Below are 24,045 nucleotides of genomic sequence, written 5' to 3' on the forward strand. Positions count from 1 at the left end.
CGGCTTACTCCGTCCGCTCGACGTCGGCCGCGGTGATCGTTCCGTCGCTGACGGGGCCGGTAACGGTCACTTCCTCGCCCAGGCGGAGCGACTCGTCGGTTTCGACGCTTCGCGTCTCGGTCCCGTCGTCGAGGACGACCGGGCTTCCGGCCTGTACGACCGTGCCGGTGAACGTCTCGGTGCCGCCCGTCTCCGCGTCCGTGGTCGTCGTCTCCGCCGACTGGTCCGTGACTGTCGCGGCGACTGCGCCTGACCCCGACCCGTCGACGCTGGCCGCTCCGTCGCTCGCTGTGGTGTCGTCCGTATCGTTGCTACCGCTCGCCTCGAACGCGCCCAGTCCGGTCGACTGCGCTGCTTCGGCGGTAGTGTCGGCGGCGTCTTCCGGCGCGTCGTCCATCACGCTGATCGTCGATTGCCACCCGGCGGAGGCTTCGAGGTCGTCCTGCCAGCCGTCCTGAATCTCGACGTCCGTGAAGACGACGTAGTCCGCGAGGTCGATGTCGAGGTCGGCCTTCTCGCCCCAGAGTGCGACCCGGATGTCGCCGGTCTCGTCTTTGATTCGGACGTTCCGGACCTGTCCCTCGGAGCCGTCGTCGCGGTCGAACGTTCGCTTGGGATCGGTCTCGATGACGCCGCCCGCGATATCGGTGGTCTCGCCGAGTTCGAGCGCGTCGATGTCCGTCGTGTCGGGGACGTACTCGATCGCCTCGTCGAGGGCTTCGACCGCGCCGCGGTTCCCGACGTGGAGTTCGAGCGTGCCGTCGCGCTCTCTGACGTAGCCGTCGACGACTTCGACGGAGTCGCCGGTGTCGAACTCGGTCGCCAGATCGGCCTTCTCGTCCCAGAGCGTGACGCGCACGCGACCGGTCGGACCGCCGAGCGTCAGGTTCGCGACGCGGCCCTCCGAGCCGTCGTCGCGGTCGAACGTCCGGACGCTGTCGGTACTGAGTACGCGACCCTTCAGATTCACGTCCGAGAGCCCGAGCGCGAGGTCCTCGACGCGGTAGGTGTCGAGCGCCTCCACGTCGACTTCGGCGTCCGGGGCGGGTTCGACCTTGTCGACGTCGACTTCGACGCCGTTGTAGCCCTCTTTCGGACGCCCCGCCACACGGAGCACCTGCCCGACTTCGAGCCTCTCGACGGCGTCTTCGGCCATACCGTCCCACATCGTGATCCGGATGCGGCCGGATTCGTCGGCGACTTCGACGTTGACGACGCTCCCGTCGTCGTCGTCGCCGTCGCGCTCGAACGTCCGGAGGTCGCCGACGCTCATCACCTTCGCGAGGAACTTCACGTCGTCCATCCCCGGTGCGACGTCGGCGACGCCCTCGACCTCCTCGTCGCGGAGTTCGTGGGCGATGAGCATCGCGGCGGTCTCCTCGTCGGCGAGGCCCCCCATCTGTTCGACCTTGTCCTCGACGGCGGCCTCGAACTCCTCGAAGTCGACGTCGGTGTCGAGGTCGTCGTACACGTCTTCGATTGCTCCCATCTACGCGACACCCCCATCGCGGCGACGGCCGTCGGGTTCGAGCGCGAAACCCGCGGGTCGAGCGGATACGGCCACAGGCATATCCACAGCCAGGGTAGGCCGCCGCTTAAGCGTTGTCTTGTCGGTGGTTCTGCGCCGTGTGCGGGCCGTCTCGCCGTCTCGCGGTTCCCCGATCTGCCCCCGTGCTACGCGCTGTATCCCCCGGTCGATCTCTGGCACGCGAGGTGTGGTTCCGTCCTCCTATATGAACGTTCGCTGGACCTGAACGTTCGATGCGCCCGTCGGTGCCGGTGCGCCATCTGTTCGCCACGTCGCCGGCGCGCCGTCTCCTCTCTGCCGGAACGCGGTCACTTCGTCACGTCCGCCACAGTCCGTCGCCCGTCGACGTCGTCGTGGACGACCTCCACACCGGTCGGCGCTGTGCCGCTCGTCTCGATATCGACCTCGTAGCCGAGATTCGTGAGCACTTCCGCGCACGCCTCGTCTTCCTCGCGTTCTTCGACGGCTGCGACGACGACGGTGACGTCGCCCGTGTCGGCGTCGTAAGTGGTGTCCTGCAACCGCGGGACGGTACAGGCGTTCTTGCCGACGACGCAGCCGACGACCGAGATTTCGCCGTCGTCGCCGAACGAGACGGTCGCCGCGCCGGGCTCGGGGCACTTCGCTCGCGGTATCAACGTCGCTGTGATGTGATTCGTCGTCACGGTGGAACTGGGTGGCGTGTCTGTCTCGGTGGCTCCGTTCGCGGTGTCCGTCCCCGGCGTCGCCTGCTCTGAGCTGGTACAGCCGGCGACGGCGGTCGGGAGGGCGACTGCGAGGCCCGAGAGGACCGTTCGGCGCAGCATACTTTGTGATAGCACGTACCACCCAAAAGCGGTGTCGGAGGCTCAAACGGTCTCTTGTGTCACTCTTCGGTCAGGCTTCGGGTTCGATTTGCCGGCCGACCGCAACCGTGTGTGTCGGTGCCGTAGCACCGTCGCATCGTAACCCTCATAAGTGAATGCGGAGTACGAAGAGATGAGTCCTGATAGGGTAGTGGACTATCCTCTTGGCTTGCGGAGCCAGGGACCGGAGTTCAAATCTCCGTCAGGACGTTTCTGCGAGACGCAACGCGACGAGCGGAGCGGGTCGTCTGCGCCGGTTTATACGACTATCGGAGGCTTGAGCAGCGAGCATCGCGAAGCGATGCGAGCGAGTTCAAATCTCCGTCAGGACGCTACAGTGTACCGGTGCCACACGACGAGCACACGAGACGTCCCCTCTGAGAAAAAATTTGCCAGCGCCGCTCACTCGTCGTCGTAGCGCGACGGCGCGTCGGCGTCATCGTCGTCGAGTCGCCGCACGGAGGGCGTCGTCCGACGCCGGAGCCGGCGGGGGCCCGTCTCCTCGGACTCGCGCTCGTCGGCGTCGGCCGCCCACGACTCGTGACACGAGAGGCAGTAGTTCCCTCCGTAGCCGTTCGGGCGGACGAACTCGGTACCGCAGTCGAGACAGGTGACGTGCGCGCGGGTCATTGGCTTCGCCTCCGGGGCGGGGACGTGGGCTGTGTAGTCATATGCTGTTCACCTGTACGATAGTCCTGCAAGCGGATAAGTTCGTCACCCACTGTCACACTCCTGCTGGCACACTCTCGCTGGCATCGAGGAGGGCGGAATCCTGCCGAACGCCGAGTATTTACTCGCGCGACGACAACTTCCGACTGTGCAAGATGCGCTCCGGATCGGTATCGCGGTGTTCAACGCCGGCGACCATCGCGCCGCACACGACGCCTGGGAGGACCCGTGGCTCGACCTCGACGACGGGACGCCCGAGGAGCGACTGCTCCACGGGCTGATCCAGTACGCGGCGGCGGTACATCACTCTCGCCGGCGCAACTGGAGCGGGGCGCGCGGACTGGCCGAGAGCGCGGCGCAGTACCTCGCCGACGTCGACGCAGCGTCCCGGGACGTGAACGTCGCGGACGTGCGTGCGTATCTCCGGCGACTCGCCGCCGACCCGGAACTCGCCGAACGTCGTCGGCCGCCCGCGCTCCGTTACGACGGCGACGCGCTGGAGCCGACGGATCTCTCCTTCGAGCACGTCGCTGCCGCGGCAGCACTCCTGGCGCGCGAGTACGAGGCGTTCGAGGAATCGGTCGTCGACGACGCGATTCGGTACGCGCGATCAGAGGCGGACGAGAGCGACAGCCCCGACGGCGATTCGCCCGATACGGCGCTCGCGGCCTCGCGCTCGCGGGGTTTCGTCGGGATGCTGTTCGACTTCGCGGCCGACCGCGAGCGACGCGCGCTCGTCTACGATCGACTCCAGCGGCACGTCGAACGGCAGCGGAGCGAAGAGCGCGACGTCGCCGGGCTGTTCGACTGAACGCCCGAATCAGTCAAAAAATTGAACGACTGTCGGCGCGTACGACTCTCTGGTATGGTAATCCAAGACGATATCAAAGACGCCATCGGTGACGGGCGAGACGAGCTCGTTCGCGTGCTGGCGGCGCACGGCGTTCTCCCAACGATCGTCGAATCGGGTGGATCGAGCCTCGGCGGGCTCTCGTCGTCGCCGACGTTCAGACTGGAAACGTCAGACGGGACCAGCGTCGCCGACAGACAGACGCGCTCGAAGGTGGTCGACGCGCTCGGGATGTCCTCTGCGGACGACTGCGAGACGGTCCGCGAGGAGATACAGAGCCACGACGCCTGGGAGAACTGATCGTCTCGGTTCGACCGCGAGCGTGCCTCACTCCTCGACGACGCGTTCGTCCTCGCGCCACTCCGCGGAGTTGTCCTGCGGGTCGTAGCCGAGGACCTCCTTCGCGCGCTCGATGGAGTAGTACTTCCGGTCGTTGTCGGAGATGCCGTAGACGATCTCGTAGTCGTAGTCCGCCAGGATACAGCGCTCGAAGAGGTGCGCACAGTCGCGGTAGGAGAGCCACATCGCCTGCCCGCGCTCGTAGTCGATCGGGGGATGGCCCTCGGTGAGGTTGCCGATGCGGACGTTGACGACCGAGAGGTCGTGATGGTCGTGGTAGTACCGCCCGAGCACCTCGCCGGTCGCTTTGCTCACGCCGTAGAGGTTGCTGGGGCGGGGCAGCTCCGTCCCGTCCAAGCGGAACTCGTCTTCGGGTCGATACAATTCCGGCGTCCGCGCGTCCGTCTCGTACGCGCCGACGGCGTGATTCGATGAGGCGAAAGCGAACTTCTCGACGCCCGTCTCGACGGCCGCCTCGAACATCGTCTGCGTCCCGTCGATGTTGTTCTGCAGGACGCTGTCCCACGGCGCCTCTGGGCGCGGATCGCCCGCGAGGTGGACCACGGCGCGGCAGCCTTCGAGCGCCTCGTGAACCGCCTCGTCGTCGGTGACGTCCGCGACGAACACGTCGTCGTCGTCGACGCTCTCGGGACGCTTCGCGTCCGGCAGCGGCTCTCGGTCGAGCAGTCGCCAGTCGAACTCGGAACCGACGTGGCGGAGGATGGCCTGCCCGACGCGTCCGCCCGCCCCTGTCAGGAGAACCGGGTCGTCCATTCGAACGACCATCCGGGCAGGGAGGCCAAGAAACGTCCGATTCGCGCCCGTGACGGCGAGCCGACAGGTCTCGCTTCGGTTTTCTACGTCTCGGGGGTCGGCTGCCCCGCCCGGAGCCCATCCTGACTGGGCCGATCCGTCGCCGTAGCCGATAGTCCCTTAGCCCACGGCGACGGAGACCGGATATGACCGACGCGGGGCAGGCAGGGACGGATGCAGAGCGCGCGTGCTTCGAGGCGGGTATCAAGTTCGGCACGCTCTATCACCAGTTCGCGGGCACGCCCGTGAGCCCCCAGAGCGCCGAAAGCCTCGGCCGGGCGATGGAGGAAGCGATCGAGAACCAACCGTACTGCGTCGACGTCGACGTCGACGTCCGAACGGACCGCATCGCCGCAGAGTTGGAGGCGCAGTCGGCCGAGTACACGGAGCTGACCGGTCGCTTCGTCGACGTCGAGATGCGGATCGAGTACGAGGGCGTGACCGTCCGCACGCGGATGGAGATGGAAGGCGACTATCCGCTTATGAAACTCGTCGCGGTCGAGGAGTGACCGCGCCCGAGCGCGCATCAGCCGCACGATTTCACTTTCACTTTCGGGCGTGTTTTTAACCCCTCCCGCGTCGAAGCCGATGGTATGAGTAGCCAGAGCACACTCGGTGACGACGACCTGTTCGGAGAGGCTGCTGCAGAGATGCGCGAGGAGGTCGAGAGCCACCTCGCCGACGCGCGAGCGGAACTCCCCGATTCCGACGCGGTGTGGGACGCGGAGGCAGACAACGTCCTCGGGGTTCTCAACGCGCTCCGTTCGGCACTGGACGTCGGCGAGGCGGAAGAGCACCTCCGCCAGGCGAAGAAGACCTTCATCGTGGGACAACGCGCGGAAGCCTTCGACGACCCCGACGCGATCGAAGCGCAGGTCGAGTCAGTCGAGGAACTCCTTGTGTCGCTCGCCGAGGCCGAAGACCTCGTCGGCGACCTCACCGGCACGATGCCGCAGGTCCGGAGCCAACTGCAGGAAGCGGCCGAAGCCGCCGAGAGTTCTGCGGCGGACGATGCGGCCGACAGCGACGAGGAGGCCGCAGACGAGGCCGACGCAGCGGACGCGAGTGCGGACGAGGCGGACGCATAGCGACCGCAATCCGGGCATCCGCTCGGTGACGCCGACGCGGCGCAACGGTTTTTAAATACTCGACGGCCATATCATCAACGTAATGAGTATCTTCGACACGATCTTGTCGTCGCTGCGCTCGCTCGTCGGCGGCGGGAGCACGAATGAGTCTGAATCGTCGCCGGGATCGACGCGGGCGGGCGGGCAGGTCTCTGTCGAACACGAGACGGAACGTGCGGACGCGGACGCGTCGACGGAGGCGACGATCAAAGGCGCCGACGACGCCGAGACCTCGACCGAATCCGAAGACGCGACTGAGTCGGGGGACGCGACCGACTCAGAGACGTCGACCGAGGATGCGACCGCAGAGCCAGTAGCGGCCGAGACCGACGCCGCGGCGTCGACTGAGACGCTCCTCGACGATGAGACCGGCAAAGAGCCCGCAGAGGCCGTCGAAACGGCCGGGGAAGGTGAGGAAGCTGTCTCCCCCGACCCCGACGCCGAGGATATCGAGACGGCCGACGACGCGGTCGCGGCAGACACCGACGCTGCGGCCTCGACCGAGACGCTCGTCGACGAGGCGACGGGTCAAGAGCCCGCCGAGGCCGTCACGCCGACGGAAGCGCTCGAAGACGGGAGCGAAGACGAGAATGCGAGTGCGGAAGATGACGACGCTGCGTCTGCTGACGACGAAGCGGACGCGACAGCGGCGGAAGCAGATACGACAGCGGACGAAGCGGACACGACAGCGGACGACGAAGCCGCCGGTGCAGAGACCGGCGAAGACGAGAGCGAACCGGTCGAGACGCTCAAAGGCATCGGTCCTGCCTACGCCGAGCGACTCGGGACCGTCGACATCGAGACTGTCGCGGACCTCGCGGCTGCTGACGCCGACGACGTCGCCGACGATATCGGCGTCTCATCGAAGCGCGTCTCCGGTTGGGTCGAGCGCGCTCGCGAGCAGTCTTAGCGCTCTCGTGATCTCCGACCGGATGGCCGACCTCCGCTACCACGTCGACGGCGAACTGGTTCCGGCAGAAGCGGCGGCTGTGAGCGTCCGTGACCGGGGATTTGTGTACGGCGACGCGATCTTCGAGACGCTCCGCGCGTACGGCGGCGACGTGTTCCGCTGGGACGCACACGCCGACCGCCTCGCGGATTCTGCGGAGGCGCTCTCGCTCGATCACGGCCTCTCGGACCCGGAGCTGAAACGGCGTGTCGACGAGACGTTGCGGGCGAGCGACCTCGAAGACGCCTCTGTGAAGCTCTCTGTCACCCGTGGGGTCCAGTCGGACGCGCTCACGCCCGACCCGGCGGTCGACCCGACGGTTGTCGTCCAAGTGACCCCGCGCCCCCGGGGCGGCGTCGATTCGACCTCCGTCTGGGACGAGCCGGCGACGCTCCAGACGGTTCGGACGCGTCGCATCCCCGACGAGTCGCTCCCGTCGCGAGCGCAGACGCACAACTACCTGAACGGCGTCCTCGCCCGTATCGAACTCCGCGTTTCGGACGCCGACGAGGCCGTGATGCTCGACGGCGACGGTCACCTCGCGGCGGGCGCGACGTCCACTCTCTTCTTCGTCGATGGAGAGGCGCTCTGCACGCCGAGTCTCGACGGCCCCGTCCGTCCGGGGATCGCGCGCAGAGAGGTCCTCGACATCGCCCGCGACGAAGGCATTCCGGTCCGCGAGGGTGCGTTCACGCCCGACGACCTCCGCGGGGCCGAAGAAGCGTTCGTGACGAACACGACCTGGGAGGTCCGCCCCGCCGAAACGGTCGACGGCATCGATGTCGGCGGCGGCCCGCTCACGACGCTGTTCCAGCGCGTCTACGACGCTCGCGTCGAGCGCGACCACTATGGCGGGGGCGACAGCGGCCTCCGGGAGTGACTCCGCCCACGCCTCCCACCGCGTCGACGCCAAACCGTCACGCTTGAATCGCCGTACCCCAAACGCGCGGCTATGGACGAGGAACGCCGCATCGCTGCGGCCGACGAGGTCTCCGCGGACGAGACGGTCGTCTTCACCGCGAAATCCGGATTCGAGACGACCGAAGGACTCCTCACTCGACGCGACGACGGTTCTGTCATTGCCTTCACGAACTACTGTCCGCACTGGCGCGACGTCCGATTAGACAAGGGTTCGAGCGCATTGGTGCGCAACGGCGAACTCGTCTGTCAGAAACACGGTGCGACGTTCGAAAAGCAGAGCGGAAACTGCAACTTCGGTCCGTGTGAGGGTGCGGTCCTCGACACTTTCGAGGTGACCGTCGACGACGGCGCGGTCTATCTCACCGACGACGAGTGGGACGCCGCCGAACCCGGCCTCTCCGAGGAGCGGGACCTCTCCTCGGGCGGTCGGATCGACTTCTGATCGGAAGTATCGTCGTCCGCATAGCATTCTCGCCGGATAGTGCGGTAAGAGCCGATAAATAATTACGACAATCCTTAGGTGAATCTGACAGCTCGTGGTTTTTGAACCGCATTCGACTGATAACCGTACAGCACCTCTCGAATGGTTGATTTCAGGAGAATAGCGGGAGGTAGATTTGAACGACGTCTGCGTCGGTCGCGGCGCTCCCTCGCAGTCTCGTTCAAATCTACTCGTGCTATGACTGCCGAACGCAGGAGTTACTCGGCGATACGACGCCTCGCTGTGTTACGTTCGGCAGAACCATAGCGGGAGGTAGATTTGAACTACCGATCTCCGGGTTATGAGCCCGGCGGAATCTCCTGGCTATCCCATCCCGCTACTGAAACGAAACCGTGGGTTACGGTTAAGGGTTGTGTTTCGCCCGCAGTGTGGCAATTTCCCTCGCGGTCAGGACCGCGTTACGCGCCACGTGAGCAGGCTCTCTGCGACGTAATTCAGGAACATCGATCCCGCGATGGCGATCGGGATCGGGATCAACTGCCAGAGGTCGAAGCCGAAGACGACGACCGACAGATCGAGCTGTCGGAGCCCCCGGACGATCAGAAACTGGACGGCGAGACCGCCGCTGCGGACGAGGTTCGACCGGACGAACCGACTCAGCGTCGGGAGCGCCCCCGACGCACCCAGCTCCGAGAAGGTCCAGCGCTCGTTGATCGCGAACATCACGACGATCGCGACCTCCGCGCCAACGAGCTTCGCGTACTCGCCGAGAATCCCGAAACCGACGATTAGCGCCGTCGTGGTGGTCATATCGAAGACCGCGCCGACCGCTCCGACGGAGACGAACTTGCCGAACCGGACGCCCGAGGCGAGCGCGTCGACCGTCTCGCGGACCATTCAGTCGGCCTCGACGGCGTCTGCGGCGTCCGTTGCAGCGAGGCGCTCGATCAGCGACGGCTCGGCCTCGCGGCGCGCGTCCAGCAGCTCGTGCAGCCGGTCCTCCCGCAGGAGACGCGCACGGTGTCGCGCCGTCACGAGCGCTCGGCCGAGCCGAAGCGTCGTTCGGACGGGCGAGACGGTCGACCCGGGGCGGTCCTCCCAGCGCACCGGCACCTCCGCGATCCGGTGATCCAGCGCACCTGCGACGGCGACGAGTTCGATGTCCCAGGCGAAGCCGGGCTCGTAGAGGTGTCCGCGGACCTCGCGCCAGGCATCGGCAGTGATCGCCTTCGCGCCGCACTGGTAATCGTAGAGCCGTTCGTCGAGGAAGCGGCGCGCGAGCCACGCGAAGCCGTCGCCGAGGCGGCGACGGGCGAACGTCTGATGCGAGGCGACGTCGGCGTCTGGGTGCCGACGGGAGCCGGTCGCGACGTCGGCGTCTCCAGACGTGACGGCGTCGACGACGGCCGCGAACGACGCTGCCGGCGTGCTCCCGTCGGCGTCGGCGAAAGAGAGCACGTCGACCGAGTCGACGAGCGCCTCGAACCCAGCCGTGATCGCAGCCCCCTTGCCGCGTCTGGCGTCGACGGCAGCGATCTCGACACAGTCGGGGAGGGCGCCGAGTTGACTGCGGGGGTCGGACTGCGGCGCGTCGAGTTCGACTCGGATCACGGCGGGATCGAGTCGCTCCGCGAGCGCACGGAGATACGCGCCGAGACGTTCGGGATCGGGCCGGTAGGCGGGGACGACGATCCCGACGGAACGAGTCATCACCCCCAGATACCGGCTTCTGTGTGAAAAACGAACCGCTAGCGGTCGGCGGAGAGTCACTTCCTCCGGTATCCGCCCGGCGCATCACAAAACGTATGTCTCGGCGTCTCGGTCCGTGCGATACGGAGAATGGAGTACGCCCTCGTCGCCCGCTGGCTGGTCCTCTACGCCGCGCTCTTCGCTCTCGGTCTCCCGCTCGCCGCCAGGCTCCTCCCTCGCGCGAGCGGCCGGGGCGCGGGCCTCGCCGTCCCCGCCGCGCTCGTCGTTCTCAGCGTCCCCGCCTACTGGGTCGGTCAGTTGACGTGGGGTCCGCTCGCGCTCGCAGCGGGTGCTCTGACGCTGCTCGTCGCGAGTGCGACTGCCGCGCTCGACCTCACAGCCCTCCGTGGCGGTCGGGTTCGCCTCGGCGTGGACATCGACCGAAACGCCGCGAGCGACGCGGCGGCTATCTTCCTCCTCGGCTTCGTCTTCGTCGTCGCGCTCCGCGCGTTCGACCCGGCCGTCCACCCCGGCGGCGGCGAGAAGTTCCTCGATTTCGGGCTCCTGAAGACGCTCCAGCGCTCGGCGGTCCTCCCGCCGGAGGACTTCTGGTTCGCGAACGCGCCGGTGAAGTACTACTACGGCGGCCACCTGACGACGACGCTGCTCGCGTGGCTGACGGGCACGCCGCCGCGGTTCGCCTACAACCTCGCGCTCGCGGGCTTCTACGCCGCGTTCGTCACTGCCGCGTTCGAACTCGCGGCTTCGATCGGCGCCGATCGGGGACTCCCGCGCCGCCTCGCCGGGGGCGTCGCCGTCTTCTTTGTCGGCCTCGCGAGCAACCTCGTCACGGCCGGTCGGTTCGCGCTGCTCGCGCTCCCCGAGTCGCTCCGGCGGTCGGCGGCCACCTATGTTGCGGCGCGAACGGACTACACGGCCGAGCGAATCCTCGCCGGAGCGGACTCGTTCAGCTACTGGAACGCCTCGCGCGTCATCCCCGGGACGATAAACGAATTTCCGCTGTTCGCGTGGCTGAACGGCGATCTGCACGCACATATGATGGGGGCGCCGACGCTCCTTTTGGCGGCGGCCGTCGGCTACGCGTGCTACCGAACGCCCGCGCGCGAGCGGGGTCGCAGGCGCGCGCTCGTCTTCCTCGTCGTCCCCGTGCTCGCGGCCTGGCAGGCGGTCCAGAACACCTGGAGTTTCCCGAGCGTGCTCGCGCTCGGGTGGCTCGCGGTGACCTTCGCACCCGCGGATCCGTGGACGCTCCTTCCCCGCACGGCGGGGCTTCGCTCGCGACTCCGCCGCTTCTCCGGGCGAATCGCACCCGCTGACGGCGACGGGCCGACCGCCGCAGCGACGGCCGAGAGCAGCCGCATCTTCGGTTCGCTCGTCGTCGCCGGCGTCGCCGCGGTCGTCGCCGGCGTGCTCGCTGCACCCTTCCTCCTGGGCACGGCGACGGGCGGCGGCGAACGGTCGATCGAACTCCTCGGCCCCGAGATGCGGAGCGGACTCGGCGCGCTCTTGCTCGTCCACGGCGCGTTCGTCGTCGGCCTCGGCGGCTACCTCCTCTCGCGCCTGCGCGTCGCCCGCCCGTGGCTCCTCGCGGCCGGACTCCTCGCCGCAGGCTACGTCGGCCACTCGATCGGCTTCGCCGCGCTCGCGGTCTCGGTGCCGCTCCTCGTCGTCGCTTGGGTCGGTCTCCGCACGTCGCGGTCGATCGGCTACGAGGCCGTGCTCGTCGTCGCGGGTGCCGGTCTGGTCACCCTCGTCGAACTCGTGTACGTCAACGAGCAGGCTGGCCCTGGCCGGATGAACACCGTCTTCAAGACGTACGCGCAGATCTGGGCGTTCTGGGGCACCGCGATGGGCGTCGCGCTCCCCGGGCTCGTGCTCGGGGCGTGGGCAACGGGTGACCGAGACGCCGCACGCGACGGCGGTGGCGACGGCGACACCTCTGGACCGACGTTGTGGTCGCAGATCCCTTGGCGACGCGTCGGTACGATCGGTCTCGCTGTCGCCCTCGTCACCTCGACGAGCGTCTACGGCGTGCTCGCGGTCGGCACGCACGTCGAGCGTGCCCCCGCGGGCGGACCGACGCTCGACGCCACGCAGTTCGTCGAGACCGACCACCCCGAACAAGCGGCGGCGATCGACTGGGTCGACGACCTGGAAGGCCGACCGACGATGCTCGAAGCGCCCGGGACGACTACCTATCCCGGCGGGACTGACGGCCGCGAGCGCGCGATGTACAGTTGGAACGCAAACCCCGCATCGAGTCTAACTGGCGTGCCGACCGTGGCCGGCTGGCGACACGAGATCGGCTACCGCGGGCGCGAGGCGTACTTCGACCGCGTGCGCGACGTCGACACGATCTACACCGGCAACGCCTCGGCGCGGGCGGCGCTCCTCTACGAGTATCAGGTACAGTACATCTGGGTCGGACCCAACGAACGCGCGCGCTATGGTTCGGTATCGTTCGGATCCGAAGCCATCGAGGCGGTCCACCGCTCGGGCGACGTGACGATCTACGAGGTCGCGCTCGGGGACCTCCGGCGCGAATCGTCTGACGCCGCGTAGCCACTCTCGCCTCCCGCAGAAACAGCGACCGATCGGCCGGCGAGCGGTTGACCGACCCGTGATCGAGCCGACTTACGCGCCGCGTTTGGAGATCACGTTCACGGCCTCGGCGTCGACGGCGACGACGTCGAGGAAGTGCGGGACGAACTCGCGTTTCTCGAAGGCCTCGCGCTCGTCTTCGGCCCCGACCGTACACCACAGCTGCGGCCGTTCGGCACCGTGGTAGTCGCTTTGGCGGTCGATCGAGAAGCAGACGACCTCCTCGCCGTCGACCTCGATGGTCGCGCCGCGATTGATGTCCGGATCCCCGCGGATGATGACCTTCTTCATACGACGACGTTTGCTCAGTCGGGGCTTAATCGCTTCGGAGACGCCTCGGGGGCGCTCCCGGCGTCTCTCAGCGGCCACCGCGGCGGATCTCCCCCTCAGCGTCCGCTCGTCGTTGTCTCACACGCGACCGGCCTCCCGAAGCCGTCTGGCGGGCGTCGCGAGCGTCGATCCGAACCAAACGGGTTTTAACTGGCCACATCGAAAAGCGCACAAGGTCGATATCTATGGAGATGCCACGCCGATTCAACACGTACTGCCCGAACTGTGACGGGCACCACGAGCACGAGGTCGAGAAGGTCCGAACGGGCCGGTCGACCGGAATGAAGTGGAACGCGCGGCAGACCCGCCGCGGAAAAGCGACGATCGGAAACGCCGGTAAGTTCTCGAAAGTGCCCGGTGGGGACAAGCCGACGAAGAAGACCCACCTGAAGTACATCTGCTCGGACTGCGGCAAAGCCCACATGCGAGAAGGGTGGCGCGCAGGCCGTCTCACATTCCAGGAGTAACGATGGCAGGAAACTTCTACCGCGTTCAGTGTCCGGACTGTGACAACGAACAGGTCGTCTTCGGCAAGGCGTCCACGACCGTCAACTGCGCCGTCTGCGGGACGACGCTCGCGACGCCGACCGGCGGCGACGCCGAGATCCACGGCGAAGTCATCGAGACGGTCGAGCGACGCTCGGCCGAGGCGTAAGTCTCCGCTCGGAGGTTCCAATATATGAAGTACAGCGGTTGGCCTGAATCCGGTGAACTCGTCGTCGGCGAAGTCGACGAGATCACGGACTTCGGGGTCTTCGTCGACCTCGACGAGTACGAGAACAAACGCGGCCTCTGTCACATCAGCGAGGTCGCCAGCGGCTGGATCAAGAACGTCCGCGACCACGTCCGCGAGGGACAGACCGTCGTGGCGAAGGTCATCGACGTCGACGAGAGCTCACAGCAGATCGATCTCTCGATCAAGGACGTCAACGAGCACCAGCGGAAAGAGAAGATCCAGGAGTGGAAGAACGAGCAGAAGGCCGACAACTGGATGGAGGTCGCGTTCGGCGACGACGTCGACGACGAGCGCTACAGCGCCGTCGCGAACGCGCTGCTGGCGGAGTTCGAGTCTCTCTACGACAGTTTCGAGTCGGCCGCGATCCACGGCACCAGCGCGCTCGAAGACGTCGACCTCGACGACGACGAGATCGAGGCGATCGTCGACACCGCACGCCAGAACGTCTCCGTCCCGTACGTGAACGTCACGGGCTACGTCGATCTCCGGTGTCCGACCGGCGACGGCGTCGATCGGATCAAGGAGGCGCTCAAGGCGGCCGAGGGCGACGAGGACGAGATCCCCGAGGAGATCGAACTCGAAGTCACCTACGTCGGCTCGCCGGAGTACCGCATCCGCGTCCGCGCGCCGGACTACAAGACGGCCGAGGACGCCCTCGAGGCGGCGGCCGGCCGGGCCAGCGAGTCGATCGAGGCCGACGGCGGCACCGCCAACTACCACCGCGACCGGCACGAAGAAGACGAATAACGCCCCCGACTGACCGACTGCGACCACGACTCACCTTCCGCTCGTGAAATCCGACATCCGCGTGTGTTCCGCCTGGCGCGACGTCCACGAGCGCCCGGTCTACACGCTCTCTTCTACCTGTCCCGAGTGCGGCGCCGAGACGGAAAACTCCGTGCCCGCGCCGTTCGACCCCGAGGACGCCTACGGCGAGTACCGACGCGCTCTTAAACGCCGCGTCCGCGAGTGAGGGTATGGACGACATCGAAATCGAGACGCTCGCAGAGCCTGAGCTCCGCGAGCCGGCTCTCGTCGAGGGACTACCCGGCGTCGGTCACGTCGGAAAACTGGCTGTAGAGCACCTACTGGAGGAGTTCGATTCGGACCTCGTCGCCCGCGTCTACTCCGACGAGTTCCCCCCGCAGGTCGGCGTCGACGACGACGGCGTCGCCTCGCTGGCCTGCGCCGAGTTCCACGCGGTCGACGCCGGCGAACGCGACCTGCTGGTTCTCACCGGCGACCACCAGGCACAGTCACATTCGGGACACTACCACGTCACCGACGCCTTCCTCGACGTCGCGACGTCGTTCGGCGTCGACGAGATCTACGCGCTCGGCGGCGTCCCGACGGGCGAACTCGTCGAGGAGCCGGACGTTCTCGGTGCCGTCAGCGACGCCGACGCCATCGACGCGCTGGCCGAGGCCGGCGTCGAGTTCCGTGAGGGCGAACCCGCCGGCGGCATCGTCGGCGTCAGCGGCCTGCTCCTCGGGCTCGGCGGCCGCCGCGACTTCTCGGCCGCGTGCCTGATGGGCGAGACGAGCGGCTATCTGGTCGATCCCACGAGCGCGCAAGTGGTTCTCGAAGTTCTCGAGGACGTCATCGGCTTCGAGGTCGGCTACGACTCCCTCGAAGAGCGCGCCGAGGAGATGAAAGAGGTCGCAGAGAAGATTCAGGAGATGCAGAGCCAACAGCAGGGGATGCCGACCGACGACGACCTGCGGTACATCGGTTGAGTCGGATCGTATAATAGAGACTGCGGCCGATCCAGGTTGGTTCGGATCGGTTCGCCTCCTGAATACGCGGTCTGCGGTACGCCCGTCGGCGTCGAGTGCTCACGCCTCGACGATGTCGTCTTCTTCTGCCGGCGGGACCGCGAGCCGGCCGTCGAGCGACGTCACCGCGCGCCCGCCCACGCGAACGTCTCCCGCGACGCGCACGCGGACTTCGCTGGGCCGGTCGACGAAGTGCCCCTGCTCGAAGACCATCTCCTCGGGGAAGTCCTCGAAGGCGCCGACCTCGCGCAGGTACGCGCCGCAGGCGCCGCTCGCGGTTCCCGTCGCCGGATCCTCGGCGATGCCGACCGACGGCGCGAACGCCCGCGCGTGCAGCGTCGAATCAGCGCCCAGCGCGTCGAAGGTGAACGCGTAGATGCCAGCGACGTCGTGCTCGTCGGCGATCGCTTCGACCGCCCCGTCGTTCGGATCGGCCGACCCGAGGTTCTGAAGGAAGTTCACCGGAACGATCAGGAAGGGGAGCCCCGTCGAGGCGACCGCAACGGGAGCGTCCGCGCCGACATCGCGAAGCGCCGCGGGGTCGATTCCGAGCGCGTTCCCCAGCCGCTCGTAGTCGACCTCGACGCGTTCGACCCGCGGCATCTCCTGGGTCATCCAGATGCTCCCGTCAGATTCGACCTCGACGTCGAGGACGCCGACGTTCGTCTCGATGGTGTGCTCGCCCTCGTCTATCGCCCCGGCCTCGCGGAGATGTGCGTGCGCGGCGACAGTCGCGTGCCCGCAGAGGTCGACTTCCTGCTCCGGCGAGAAGTAGCGGAGTCGGCGGTCGGCCGTCTCCGAGGGGAGCAGAAACGCCGTCTCGCTGACGGCGAGTTCGCGGGCGATCGCTCGCATCTGATCCGCTGTGAGGCCGTCCGCCTCCGGGACGACGCCGGCCGCGTTGCCGGCGAGCGGTTCGGCGGCGAAGGCGTCTACGAGCAGTGTGCGGCGGGTATCCATACCCGCCCGAACGAGGTCGCGGGTGAAAAGTCCCCGTCCCTCCGTGTGTGGTTCGTCCTGCGCCTCGGATTATTGGCGAATGGTGGCGACTCTCACGCGTACCGATAGAATGACCAGTCAGGGGGAAGGATTGCAGTTCGAATGCCGTCAGCGCAGTTCTTCGAATCGGTTCTCGAATCGCTCTCGGCGGGGATCGTGACGGTCGACGCTGATGGCTGCATCAGGTACGTCGACGATACGTTCTGTGACGCCGTCAACACCGACAGCGAAACACTTCGCGATGCGGATCTGTTCGACGCGCTGGTTCCCGCCCACAGCCGCGCAGACGCTCGAGAGGCGTTTCGCGAGCGACTCGAGTCAGACTCCAGCGACCCCGAGGACCCGAGCGTCGACGAGCAACCGATCGTGATCGGCGGTGCCTCTGCGGCCGGTGAGGGACGCTCCCACCTCCTCGTCTGGGAATCGACGATCCAGTCGGCGCAGCAGCGCTTCGTCGTCGGTCGCCTCGATGGGGCGACGAACGGCGCGCTGCAGTCCGATGCGGCAGCCGACCCCTACCGTGCGCTCGTCGAAAACGCACCGGTTCCGATTCTCGTGAGCGACGAGACGGGACATCTCCGCGAACTGAACGACAAAGCCGAGCAATTGACTGGGCGATCGCGATCCGAACTGATCGGCGAGAAGATAACGACATTGCACCCTGGTGATGAATCGGACCGATACGAGGAACTCTTTGAGAGACACCTCGAAGTGGGTGGTACGCTGCGGTATCAGCCTGACGGCGAGCAGATCCACGTCGTGGATGCTGATGGCGACACCGTCCCCGTGGAGATCAGCGTCGCCGCCGTCGAGGCGCCAGACGATGCGCCGACAGACGAGACGCTGATCCACGGTATCTTTCGCGATATCTCCGAGCAAGTCTGGTACGAGCAGACGCTCGAAGAACTCCACGAGAGCGCGCGCGACTTGGTTCGCGCCGAGACCGACGTCGAAATCGCGGAGTCGATCGTCGAGACGGCGGTCGAGACCATCAATCGGGACTTCGTCGCAGTCTATCTCTTCGATCCCGACGACGAACGACTGCATCCGATCGCGCACTCGGACGGCGTCCCGGAGGCGTTCGGTGATCTCCTGCCGCTGTCGCTCGGCGAGAGTATCATCGGTGAGGCATATCTGACGAGCGAGTCGGTTCGACTCGCCGACGCCCGCACGGACGAGTGCATCCAAAGCTCGGATACGCCGGTCCGGAGCGTCCTCGTTGCCCCGATCGACGGGTTCGGAGCGATCGTCTGCGGCCACACCTCTGTCGACGAGTTCGAAGTCACGGATCAGCGGCTACTCGAACTGCTTTCGCGAAACGCGGAGGCCGTCTTTGCCCGCACGGAGCGCGAACAGGAGATGCGACGACAGCGCCGCGAACTCGAAGCGCAGACAGAGGCGCTCCAGCAGATCGAACAACTGAACGCGGACATCCGTGAGATCGTTCGGATCGCTATTACGGCAGACACACGTGCGGAACTCGAGCAGAAAGCGTGTGAACTCTTTAGCACCACCGACCCGTTCACGTTCGCGTGGGTTGGGAGCCTGAGTCCAGAACGCGACGAACTCGTCCCCGAAGCGTGGGCTGGCCAAGACCAGGGGTACCTCGACACTGACGCGTTCACTCTCGACGAGACGGTCGCGGAGCCCGCAGTTCGGACCGCTCACACCGTTGAGACGACTGTCGTCCAGAACACGGCGACAGATATCCAACACCAACCCTGGCGTCGGGACGCAGTACGCCGTGGCTTTCGATCGGCTGTCGCGATCCCGCTCCAGTACCAGGGCGTTCTCTACGGCGTCCTCACGGTCTTCGCGAGCGAGCGTGGCGCGGTGTCGGAGTGGACCACCGCCGTACTCGAAGAGTGTGGTGAACTCCTGGGCTGTATGATGAGTATGATGGAGTGGGAGGATGCTGTTCTCTCGGAGCAGGGCCAAAAACTCGACTTCGAGATCCGCTCGCAGTCGTGTCCGCTCATCCGGATCGCACTGGAACATCAGTGTTCTGTCTCGTTCGACGGACTCCACCAGAAGGAGAGCGGCGAGACGACGGTCTTCGTACGACTGCTCGCGGGTTCGGCCGAACGGGTTGTCCAGACGGCGGTGGAGTCGACTGGAATCACGTCCATCCGACAGCTCGGTGACGGCGGCGACCACGTGTTGTTCCAGGTGACGTTCTCAGACCCGTTTATCGCGACCATCTTAGCCAAGCACGGCATCCGGCTCCAGCAGATCGTCGGCGAAGACGAAACCAATGCCCGGATCCGTGTTACGACTCCGTCGACGATGCCCGTCCATCGCGCTGTCGACATCGTCTCGGCGACGTATCCGGACGCAGAACTCCTCGCGGTGACGGAACCGGAGGACCCGCCTGTCGTCTCAGAGCACTCTTCGGGTTCCGTCCTCGACGGACTCACCGACCGTCAGCGAGAGACCATCGAGCTTGCGTATTACGGCGGATACTTCGAGTCCCCGAAAGGGCTTTCCGGCACCGAACTCGCCGCGAAGATGGACATTTCTTCCTCGTCGTTCCACGACCGCCTTCGGGCAGCACAGCGGCACCTCCTCAGCAGCCTCTTCGATGGCTGATCTGCTGGCTCTGGTCACTGAGTGGAAATATCCAGTATAAATAAAAGTTCGTATGTACATATGACCACAGTGATTTTTCTATCGTAAACACTGCCATACGTACAACCAAATGGTAGTGGGGTACTCAGAGGGAATCTCAGGGAACACAACGAGTGTCGTGTGCTCCCCCGTCGGCCACACGGGCTATGGGGGGACACGCTGTGACTGATCGTCGACTCTCGACGGGCGTCGACGGACTCGACTCGGTGTTGCAGGGTGGTCTGATCCCCGGTCGTAGTTATCTTGTTCGCGGTGACCCGGGGACCGGAAAGACAATTCTTGGCTGTCATTTCTTACTCGAAGGCGTCCGACAAGCCGAGACGACGCTGTTCATCAACCTCGAGGAATCCGCCGAAGATATCAAACAGAACGCCACGGCGCTGGATTTCGATCTCGACGCCGTCGAGTTCCTGGATCTGAGTCCGAGCGCGGACGTGTTCTTCGAGGACAAATCGTACACTGTCTTCGAGGCGAGCGATGTCGAACGGGAGCCGTTCGCCGAGAGCGTCACCGACGCGGTCGAAGCGATCGATCCCGACCGCATTTTCGTCGACCCGATCACTCGGCTGCGGCATCTGACCCGCGACGACCGCGGGTTCCGAAAACAGGCGATTGGCTTCCTCGAGTATCTCACCCGAGACGACGCGACTGTGCTGTTCACCTCTCAACATACTGCGAGTTCATCCGACGAGGACCTGCAGTTCCTCAGCGACGGGACGATCGAACTCGACGACGCTGATCGGGGTCAATCGATCTCGGTTCCGAAATTCCGCGGATCGGCGGCCCAGAGCGGAACGCACGCGATGGAGATATCGGACGAAGGAATGGTCGTCTATCCGGAATTACAGCCCGACGAGCACACTCAGCAGTTCGTCGCCGAACCGCTCTCTTCGGGCGTTCCTGGTCTCGACGAACTGCTTCACGGCGGTATCGAACGGGGAACGGTCACGGTGATCAGCGGGCCTACGGGCGTCGGCAAGACCACCCTCGGGACGCATTTTATGAAGGAAGCCGCAGCGCGCGGCGAGCGTTCAGTGATCTACCTTTTCGAGGAGAATATGGCGACGTTCCACGAGCGCTCTGAGTCGGTCGACGTCCCCGTGGCGGAGATGTGCGAGCAGGGATCGCTGTACGTCGAGGAGATGGAACCGCTGCAACTGTCACCGCAACAGTTCGCTGGGTGCGTCCGACAGGAGGTCGAAGAGCAAGGCGCCGATATCGTGATGATCGACGGTATCGACGGCTACCGGGTTTCCGTCCGCGGTCCCGAAGACGAACTCACCAGACGTCTGCACGCGCTGAGCCGGTATCTGAAGAATATGGGTGTGACGGTCATCCTCGTCGACGAGACCTACACTGTCACCGGCGATTTCTCGGCGACGGGGGCCAAACTGAGCTATCTCGCGGACAACATCGTCGTTCTCCAGCACATCGAGCACCAAGGGACGCTCCGGAAGATCGGCGGAGTTCTCAAGAAACGCACCAGCAACTTCGAACGTTCACTCCGGGAGTTCGAGATTACCGAAGATGGGCTCTCAGTTGGTGAACCGCTGACGGGGCTCCGCGGTATCCTCTCGGGCACACCCGAGTGGGAGTCGCCCCGTACCGATGACTGACGGCCGCCTCGACCCGCGCGATCCCCAATCACCGACCGTACAGCGCGACAGGCGAATCCTCCTCCTGTTGGAGCACGAGGAGAATCGACGACACCTCAAACGGTGGCTCCGGGATGACTCGCCGTACACCCCCGTCGTCGTCTCCGATCCCGAAGACGCGGTCGATGGCGACCTCTGTCTCGTCGACCCTGCTGCACTCGCACGCCACCACGAGTGGGTTGAAGCGTGCAAAGAACGCGAACGTCCGCGATTCTTCCCCGTATTGCTCGCGACGGCCGACGGCGGTGAGACGCTTACTGACGCTCTCCGATCGGTCGTCGACGAGACGATCACGACGCCGCTTGAGGTCTCAGAGTTTCGACGACGACTCGAAAACCTCCTCGAACGACGGCGGCTCTCTGCAGACCTCACGACCCGGCTCGAACGGAGCAAAGAGCGCTACGAGACGATCTTCGCCGCTGTCGACGATGCTCTTTTGATTATCGACCCAGCGGCCGACCGGATCGCGGAGTGCAATCCCCGCGCGACGGAACTACTTGGCTACGCTGAGTCTGAGTTGGTGTCGCTGTCGCCGTCCGCTGACCTCCACCGCGAGGACCAAGACGCGTACGAGACGTTCGTCCAGCGCGTCCTCGAAGAGGGCCGAGCGCGGACCGAGTCGCTTTCGTGTATCCGGAAGGACGGAACCGTCATCGAGACTGAGGTCTCGGCGAGCGTCCTCGAAGGCCACGCCGACGCGCATCCGAACATCGTGTTGAGCATCCGTGATGTCACTGCGCGGCGTGAGCGCGAGCGGACGGTCGAACGCCAGCGAGACAGGCTCGAAGAACTCACCCGAATCACTCAAACGCTGCAAGAGACGACGGAGGCAGTCGTTCAGGCGACCGATCGGGACGAACTCGAAGCCACCGTCTGCCGGCGACTCGCCGAATCCGAGTCCTATCAGTTCGCCTGGATCGGCGAGCGGCAGTTCGAGACGGGCGGCGATCCGGTCGTGCCGCGGGCGACGGGTGGCGGCGCGGCGGCGTATCTCGACCAGGTCGAAATCACCGCCGGCGAAGCCCCGACCGGGCAGGGGCCGACGGGCCGCGCGCTTCGGTCTCGTGAGGTCGAAACCGCCCAGCGCGCCACGGCTGATCCAGAGATGACCCCGTGGCACGACGCGTTATCGGAATTCGATGTCCGCGCGACGGCCGCCGTCCCCATCCAGCACGACGACAAACTGTTCGGTGCCCTCAATCTCTACACCTCGCGGGAAGACGCCTTTGGCGGGGAGGAACGAGAGACCCTGGCGAACCTCGGACGCGCTATCGGTCGCGAGATCACGGGAATCCGCGCACGCGAAGAGGCGGAACTCTTCGAGAAGGCGATCGAACACACCGGACACGCGATCTATATTACCGACGTCGAGGGCACGATCCAGTACGTAAACCGGGCGTTCGAGAAGGCAACTGGCTACGGTCGAGAGGAAGCGTTGGGGCGGACACCGCGCATCCTCCGCTCCGGCGAGCACGACCGGCGGTTCTACCGCGACCTCTGGGAGACGATCACGTCGGGCGAGATATGGGAGAGCGAGGTTATCAACCGCCGCAAAGACGGCCGGCGCCAGTACATCGACCAGACGATCGCACCTCTCTTCGGCGACGACGGAGCCGTCGAACGGTTCGTCGCGGTCAATACCGAGATCACGGAGCGACGGCGGCGCAGACAACAGCTCCAGGTGCTCTATCGAGTGCTCCGACACAACCTCCGCAACGAGTTGAACATCATCAGCGGCTACGCCGACCTGCTCTCCGATCACGGGACCGACGCCGGGGGTGCCGTCTCGAGGATCATCGATTCGGCGGACGAACTCCTCCGGATCAGCGACCAGGTACAGCAGATCGAACGCACGTTCAGCGACGACAACGAGCGCAACGTCGTCCGGTCCCTCGAAACAGTGATCCGGCGGGCAAAGCAGGACGTCCTCGACACTACTGCCGGCGTCGATGAATCGGTCGAGATCCCGCAGACGCAGCACCGCGTCAACGCCGAACTCGAAACCGCGCTCACGGAACTGCTTCGGAATGCGGTCCAGCACAACGATGCCGACACTCCGAAAGTGCGGCTGACTGTCGACGTCTCCGAGTCTGCTGCGCATCCCCACGCGACGATCACTGTCACCGATAACGGGCCGGGGATCCCCGAGAACGAACGGCTCGTGCTCGAAGAGGGCGAAGAGACGCCGCTCCTCCACGGCAGCGGGCTCGGCCTGTGGCTTGTCAACTGGGTCGTGACCGAACTCGGCGGGCGGATCCGGATCACCGACAACGACCCCCGTGGCACGGTCGTTTCGATCACACTCCCGGTCACGAGCTGAGGCTGGTCGTTCGCGTGACGCGTCCGAAGCCGGCCCAGACGAACAGATTAAGGGTCCAGCCGCACCCTTCACCGAACGGTGACCGAAATCTATGGGCGACCTGCCCGACCAGTTCAACTGCACGATCACTAATTGGGAGTACATCTACGGGCTCTGTCGCGACGTCAGCGACCAGGTGAAGACCGCCGATTTCGAACCGGACGTCGTCGTCGCGCTCGCTCGCGGCGGCTGGTTCGCAGGTCGGTGCATCTGCGACTTCCTCGGACTCGACGATCTGACGAGCCTGAAGATGGAGCACTACGTCGGCACCGCCGAGAAGGCCGACGAGCCGGAGGTGCGTTACCCGATGCCGAAAGGCAGCGTCGAAGGCAAAGACGTGCTCATCATCGACGACATCGCCGACACCGGCGGGTCGATCGAGCGCGCCTACGAGTACGTGACCGACCGCGACGCGGGCGAGGTCCGGACCGCGACGCTGCAACTCCTGCAGACGAGCGAGTTCGAGCCCGACTTCGTCGGCGAGCGCTTAGAGGAGTGGACGTGGATCGTCTACCCCTGGAACTTCATCGAGGATATGATCGACCTCATCTCCGGCGTGATGGAGAAGGCCGACGAGGAGACCTTCGAGGTCGAGGACATCCGCCATTACCTCTCGGAGTTCCACTCGGTCGACCGGATCGAGATGGAGATCGCCCAGCCCGATCGGATGAGCGAAGTGATGGCCGAGATGGAGCGGCGCGGCTACGTCGAATCGGCTCACACTGACGCCTGGCGACTCGTCGACAACGAAGGTATCGGCGCGTAGGGT

25 protein-coding genes and 2 tRNA genes are annotated in these 24,045 nt (G+C 65.7%); 18 read left to right on the forward strand and 9 right to left on the reverse strand.

Translation table 11 applies throughout. The features are described from left to right. Nucleotides 1-4 precede the first annotated feature (4 nt). Complete coding sequence (locus tag NO347_RS00235) at nt 5-1,489, reverse strand: single-stranded DNA binding protein (RefSeq protein ID WP_256287745.1); 1,485 nt, start codon at nt 1,487-1,489, stop codon at nt 5-7. A 347-nt stretch (nt 1,490-1,836) separates the two neighbouring features. Further along, a complete protein-coding gene (locus NO347_RS00240; RefSeq protein WP_256287746.1) occupies nt 1,837-2,334 on the reverse strand; it encodes a hypothetical protein in 498 nt (165 codons plus the stop codon). 176 nt (nt 2,335-2,510) lie between these two features. On the opposite strand from NO347_RS00240, the gene NO347_RS00245 reads away from it, so the two are divergent. After that, nucleotides 2,511-2,583, forward strand: a tRNA-Arg gene (locus NO347_RS00245). A gap of 192 nt (nt 2,584-2,775) precedes the next feature. On the opposite strand, the gene NO347_RS00250 is transcribed toward NO347_RS00245, so the two are convergent. Next, nucleotides 2,776-3,003 (reverse strand): DUF7564 family protein, encoded by a 228-nt coding sequence (locus NO347_RS00250; RefSeq protein WP_121569004.1) that lies wholly within the window; start codon nt 3,001-3,003, stop codon nt 2,776-2,778. Between the two features lie 187 nt (nt 3,004-3,190). Here NO347_RS00250 and NO347_RS00255 point away from each other — a divergent pair, with 187 nt between their 5' ends. Beyond that, the gene (locus NO347_RS00255) at nt 3,191-3,853 is read left to right on the forward strand and encodes a DUF309 domain-containing protein (RefSeq protein WP_256287747.1); all 663 of its coding nucleotides are present in this window, start codon (nt 3,191-3,193) and stop codon (nt 3,851-3,853) included. 54 nt (nt 3,854-3,907) lie between these two features. After that, complete coding sequence (locus tag NO347_RS00260; RefSeq protein WP_256287748.1) at nt 3,908-4,192, forward strand: hypothetical protein; 285 nt, start codon at nt 3,908-3,910, stop codon at nt 4,190-4,192. 27 nt (nt 4,193-4,219) lie between these two features. Here the strand turns inward: NO347_RS00260 and azf are convergent, their stop codons facing one another. Next, complete coding sequence (gene azf / locus NO347_RS00265) at nt 4,220-5,005, reverse strand: NAD-dependent glucose-6-phosphate dehydrogenase Azf (RefSeq protein ID WP_256287749.1); 786 nt, start codon at nt 5,003-5,005, stop codon at nt 4,220-4,222. 185 nt (nt 5,006-5,190) lie between these two features. On the opposite strand from azf, the gene NO347_RS00270 reads away from it, so the two are divergent. From NO347_RS00270 to NO347_RS00290, 5 genes are all read left to right on the forward strand, one after another. After that, nucleotides 5,191-5,553 carry a dihydroneopterin aldolase family protein gene (locus tag NO347_RS00270; RefSeq protein ID WP_121569001.1) on the forward strand — a complete coding sequence of 121 codons (363 nt, stop codon included), beginning with the start codon at nt 5,191-5,193 and terminating at the stop codon, nt 5,551-5,553. 84 nt (nt 5,554-5,637) lie between these two features. Further along, nucleotides 5,638-6,132 (forward strand): DUF5790 family protein, encoded by a 495-nt coding sequence (locus tag NO347_RS00275; RefSeq protein WP_256287750.1) that lies wholly within the window; start codon nt 5,638-5,640, stop codon nt 6,130-6,132. Nucleotides 6,133-6,214: 82 nt separating this feature from the next. Next, a complete protein-coding gene (locus NO347_RS00280; protein ID WP_256287751.1) occupies nt 6,215-7,081 on the forward strand; it encodes a helix-hairpin-helix domain-containing protein in 867 nt (288 codons plus the stop codon). Between the two features lie 22 nt (nt 7,082-7,103). After that, nucleotides 7,104-8,000 (forward strand): aminotransferase class IV, encoded by an 897-nt coding sequence (locus NO347_RS00285; RefSeq protein WP_256287752.1) that lies wholly within the window; start codon nt 7,104-7,106, stop codon nt 7,998-8,000. A 72-nt stretch (nt 8,001-8,072) separates the two neighbouring features. Further along, nucleotides 8,073-8,483: a Rieske (2Fe-2S) protein gene (locus tag NO347_RS00290; RefSeq protein WP_256287753.1), complete on the forward strand. Its 411-nt coding sequence runs from the start codon at nt 8,073-8,075 to the stop codon at nt 8,481-8,483. A 303-nt stretch (nt 8,484-8,786) separates the two neighbouring features. Here the strand turns inward: NO347_RS00290 and NO347_RS00295 are convergent. The 3 genes from NO347_RS00295 to NO347_RS00305 form a co-directional block, all read right to left on the reverse strand. After that, nucleotides 8,787-8,861, reverse strand: a tRNA-Met gene (locus tag NO347_RS00295). 69 nt (nt 8,862-8,930) lie between these two features. After that, a complete protein-coding gene (locus tag NO347_RS00300) occupies nt 8,931-9,380 on the reverse strand; it encodes a GtrA family protein (RefSeq protein WP_256287754.1) in 450 nt (149 codons plus the stop codon). Further along, nucleotides 9,381-10,193 carry a glycosyltransferase family protein gene (locus NO347_RS00305; protein ID WP_256287755.1) on the reverse strand — a complete coding sequence of 271 codons (813 nt, stop codon included), beginning with the start codon at nt 10,191-10,193 and terminating at the stop codon, nt 9,381-9,383. It lies immediately after the preceding gene. A 129-nt stretch (nt 10,194-10,322) separates the two neighbouring features. On the opposite strand from NO347_RS00305, the gene NO347_RS00310 reads away from it, so the two are divergent. Next, nucleotides 10,323-12,755 carry a DUF2298 domain-containing protein gene (locus tag NO347_RS00310; RefSeq protein ID WP_256287756.1) on the forward strand — a complete coding sequence of 811 codons (2,433 nt, stop codon included), beginning with the start codon at nt 10,323-10,325 and terminating at the stop codon, nt 12,753-12,755. Between the two features lie 72 nt (nt 12,756-12,827). Here NO347_RS00310 and NO347_RS00315 read toward each other — a convergent pair whose 3' ends face one another. Continuing rightward, on the reverse strand, nt 12,828-13,085 hold the full coding sequence (locus NO347_RS00315) for an HAH_0734 family protein (protein WP_121568993.1): 258 nt from the start codon (nt 13,083-13,085) through the stop codon (nt 12,828-12,830). A gap of 224 nt (nt 13,086-13,309) precedes the next feature. Between NO347_RS00315 and NO347_RS00320 the strand changes: the two genes are divergently transcribed. The 5 genes from NO347_RS00320 to NO347_RS00340 are packed head-to-tail and all read left to right on the forward strand — an operon-like array spanning nt 13,310 to nt 15,596. Further along, nucleotides 13,310-13,591, forward strand: coding sequence for a 50S ribosomal protein L44e (locus NO347_RS00320; RefSeq protein WP_121568992.1), 282 nt, complete (start codon nt 13,310-13,312; stop codon nt 13,589-13,591). A gap of 2 nt (nt 13,592-13,593) precedes the next feature. After that, nucleotides 13,594-13,779, forward strand: a complete 186-nt coding sequence (locus NO347_RS00325) for a 30S ribosomal protein S27e (RefSeq protein ID WP_121558855.1) — start codon at nt 13,594-13,596, stop codon at nt 13,777-13,779. Nucleotides 13,780-13,803: 24 nt separating this feature from the next. Next, the gene (locus tag NO347_RS00330) at nt 13,804-14,607 is read left to right on the forward strand and encodes a translation initiation factor IF-2 subunit alpha (RefSeq protein WP_256287757.1); all 804 of its coding nucleotides are present in this window, start codon (nt 13,804-13,806) and stop codon (nt 14,605-14,607) included. Between the two features lie 43 nt (nt 14,608-14,650). Continuing rightward, nucleotides 14,651-14,833 (forward strand): RNA-protein complex protein Nop10, encoded by a 183-nt coding sequence (locus NO347_RS00335; RefSeq protein WP_256287758.1) that lies wholly within the window; start codon nt 14,651-14,653, stop codon nt 14,831-14,833. Nucleotides 14,834-14,837: 4 nt separating this feature from the next. Further along, nucleotides 14,838-15,596, forward strand: coding sequence for a proteasome assembly chaperone family protein (locus NO347_RS00340; protein ID WP_256287759.1), 759 nt, complete (start codon nt 14,838-14,840; stop codon nt 15,594-15,596). A 99-nt stretch (nt 15,597-15,695) separates the two neighbouring features. Here the strand turns inward: NO347_RS00340 and NO347_RS00345 are convergent, their stop codons facing one another. Next, nucleotides 15,696-16,595, reverse strand: a complete 900-nt coding sequence (locus NO347_RS00345; protein WP_256287760.1) for a PhzF family phenazine biosynthesis protein — start codon at nt 16,593-16,595, stop codon at nt 15,696-15,698. Between the two features lie 141 nt (nt 16,596-16,736). On the opposite strand from NO347_RS00345, the gene NO347_RS00350 reads away from it, so the two are divergent. The 4 genes from NO347_RS00350 to NO347_RS00365 all read left to right on the forward strand — a co-directional run bounded on the left by NO347_RS00350 (nt 16,737) and on the right by NO347_RS00365 (nt 24,042). Continuing rightward, nucleotides 16,737-19,223: a PAS domain S-box protein gene (locus tag NO347_RS00350; protein ID WP_256287761.1), complete on the forward strand. Its 2,487-nt coding sequence runs from the start codon at nt 16,737-16,739 to the stop codon at nt 19,221-19,223. A 200-nt stretch (nt 19,224-19,423) separates the two neighbouring features. Then, entirely contained in the window at nt 19,424-20,878 is a 1,455-nt protein-coding gene (locus NO347_RS00355; RefSeq protein WP_256287762.1) for a DUF7125 family protein, read from the forward strand. Next, nucleotides 20,871-23,237 (forward strand): PAS domain S-box protein, encoded by a 2,367-nt coding sequence (locus tag NO347_RS00360; protein ID WP_256287763.1) that lies wholly within the window; start codon nt 20,871-20,873, stop codon nt 23,235-23,237. The genes NO347_RS00355 and NO347_RS00360 overlap by 8 nt, the downstream gene beginning before the upstream one ends. A gap of 91 nt (nt 23,238-23,328) precedes the next feature. Further along, complete coding sequence (locus NO347_RS00365) at nt 23,329-24,042, forward strand: phosphoribosyltransferase (protein ID WP_121568984.1); 714 nt, start codon at nt 23,329-23,331, stop codon at nt 24,040-24,042. The last annotated feature ends 3 nt before the right edge of the window (nt 24,043-24,045 follow it).

The organism is Halobellus inordinatus (assembly GCF_024464655.1).
Taxonomy (GTDB): Archaea; Halobacteriota; Halobacteria; order Halobacteriales; family Haloferacaceae; genus Haloquadratum; species Haloquadratum inordinatus.

Excerpts from the sequence above, each read along its gene's own strand:
- NO347_RS00235 (WP_256287745.1), bottom strand. The coding sequence starts at position 1,489 with ATGGGAGCAATCGAAGACGTGTACGACGACCTCGACACCGACGTCGAC.
- NO347_RS00240 (WP_256287746.1), bottom strand. The coding sequence starts at position 2,334 with ATGCTGCGCCGAACGGTCCTCTCGGGCCTCGCAGTCGCCCTCCCGACC.
- NO347_RS00250 (WP_121569004.1), bottom strand. The coding sequence starts at position 3,003 with ATGACCCGCGCGCACGTCACCTGTCTCGACTGCGGTACCGAGTTCGTC.
- NO347_RS00260 (WP_256287748.1), top strand. The coding sequence starts at position 3,908 with ATGGTAATCCAAGACGATATCAAAGACGCCATCGGTGACGGGCGAGAC.
- azf (WP_256287749.1), bottom strand. The coding sequence starts at position 5,005 with ATGGACGACCCGGTTCTCCTGACAGGGGCGGGCGGACGCGTCGGGCAG.
- NO347_RS00270 (WP_121569001.1), top strand. The coding sequence starts at position 5,191 with ATGACCGACGCGGGGCAGGCAGGGACGGATGCAGAGCGCGCGTGCTTC.
- NO347_RS00275 (WP_256287750.1), top strand. The coding sequence starts at position 5,638 with ATGAGTAGCCAGAGCACACTCGGTGACGACGACCTGTTCGGAGAGGCT.
- NO347_RS00280 (WP_256287751.1), top strand. The coding sequence starts at position 6,215 with ATGAGTATCTTCGACACGATCTTGTCGTCGCTGCGCTCGCTCGTCGGC.
- NO347_RS00285 (WP_256287752.1), top strand. The coding sequence starts at position 7,104 with ATGGCCGACCTCCGCTACCACGTCGACGGCGAACTGGTTCCGGCAGAA.
- NO347_RS00290 (WP_256287753.1), top strand. The coding sequence starts at position 8,073 with ATGGACGAGGAACGCCGCATCGCTGCGGCCGACGAGGTCTCCGCGGAC.
- NO347_RS00300 (WP_256287754.1), bottom strand. The coding sequence starts at position 9,380 with ATGGTCCGCGAGACGGTCGACGCGCTCGCCTCGGGCGTCCGGTTCGGC.
- NO347_RS00305 (WP_256287755.1), bottom strand. The coding sequence starts at position 10,193 with ATGACTCGTTCCGTCGGGATCGTCGTCCCCGCCTACCGGCCCGATCCC.
- NO347_RS00310 (WP_256287756.1), top strand. The coding sequence starts at position 10,323 with ATGGAGTACGCCCTCGTCGCCCGCTGGCTGGTCCTCTACGCCGCGCTC.
- NO347_RS00315 (WP_121568993.1), bottom strand. The coding sequence starts at position 13,085 with ATGAAGAAGGTCATCATCCGCGGGGATCCGGACATCAATCGCGGCGCG.
- NO347_RS00320 (WP_121568992.1), top strand. The coding sequence starts at position 13,310 with ATGGAGATGCCACGCCGATTCAACACGTACTGCCCGAACTGTGACGGG.
- NO347_RS00325 (WP_121558855.1), top strand. The coding sequence starts at position 13,594 with ATGGCAGGAAACTTCTACCGCGTTCAGTGTCCGGACTGTGACAACGAA.
- NO347_RS00330 (WP_256287757.1), top strand. The coding sequence starts at position 13,804 with ATGAAGTACAGCGGTTGGCCTGAATCCGGTGAACTCGTCGTCGGCGAA.
- NO347_RS00340 (WP_256287759.1), top strand. The coding sequence starts at position 14,838 with ATGGACGACATCGAAATCGAGACGCTCGCAGAGCCTGAGCTCCGCGAG.
- NO347_RS00345 (WP_256287760.1), bottom strand. The coding sequence starts at position 16,595 with ATGGATACCCGCCGCACACTGCTCGTAGACGCCTTCGCCGCCGAACCG.
- NO347_RS00350 (WP_256287761.1), top strand. The coding sequence starts at position 16,737 with ATGCCGTCAGCGCAGTTCTTCGAATCGGTTCTCGAATCGCTCTCGGCG.
- NO347_RS00360 (WP_256287763.1), top strand. The coding sequence starts at position 20,871 with ATGACTGACGGCCGCCTCGACCCGCGCGATCCCCAATCACCGACCGTA.
- NO347_RS00365 (WP_121568984.1), top strand. The coding sequence starts at position 23,329 with ATGGGCGACCTGCCCGACCAGTTCAACTGCACGATCACTAATTGGGAG.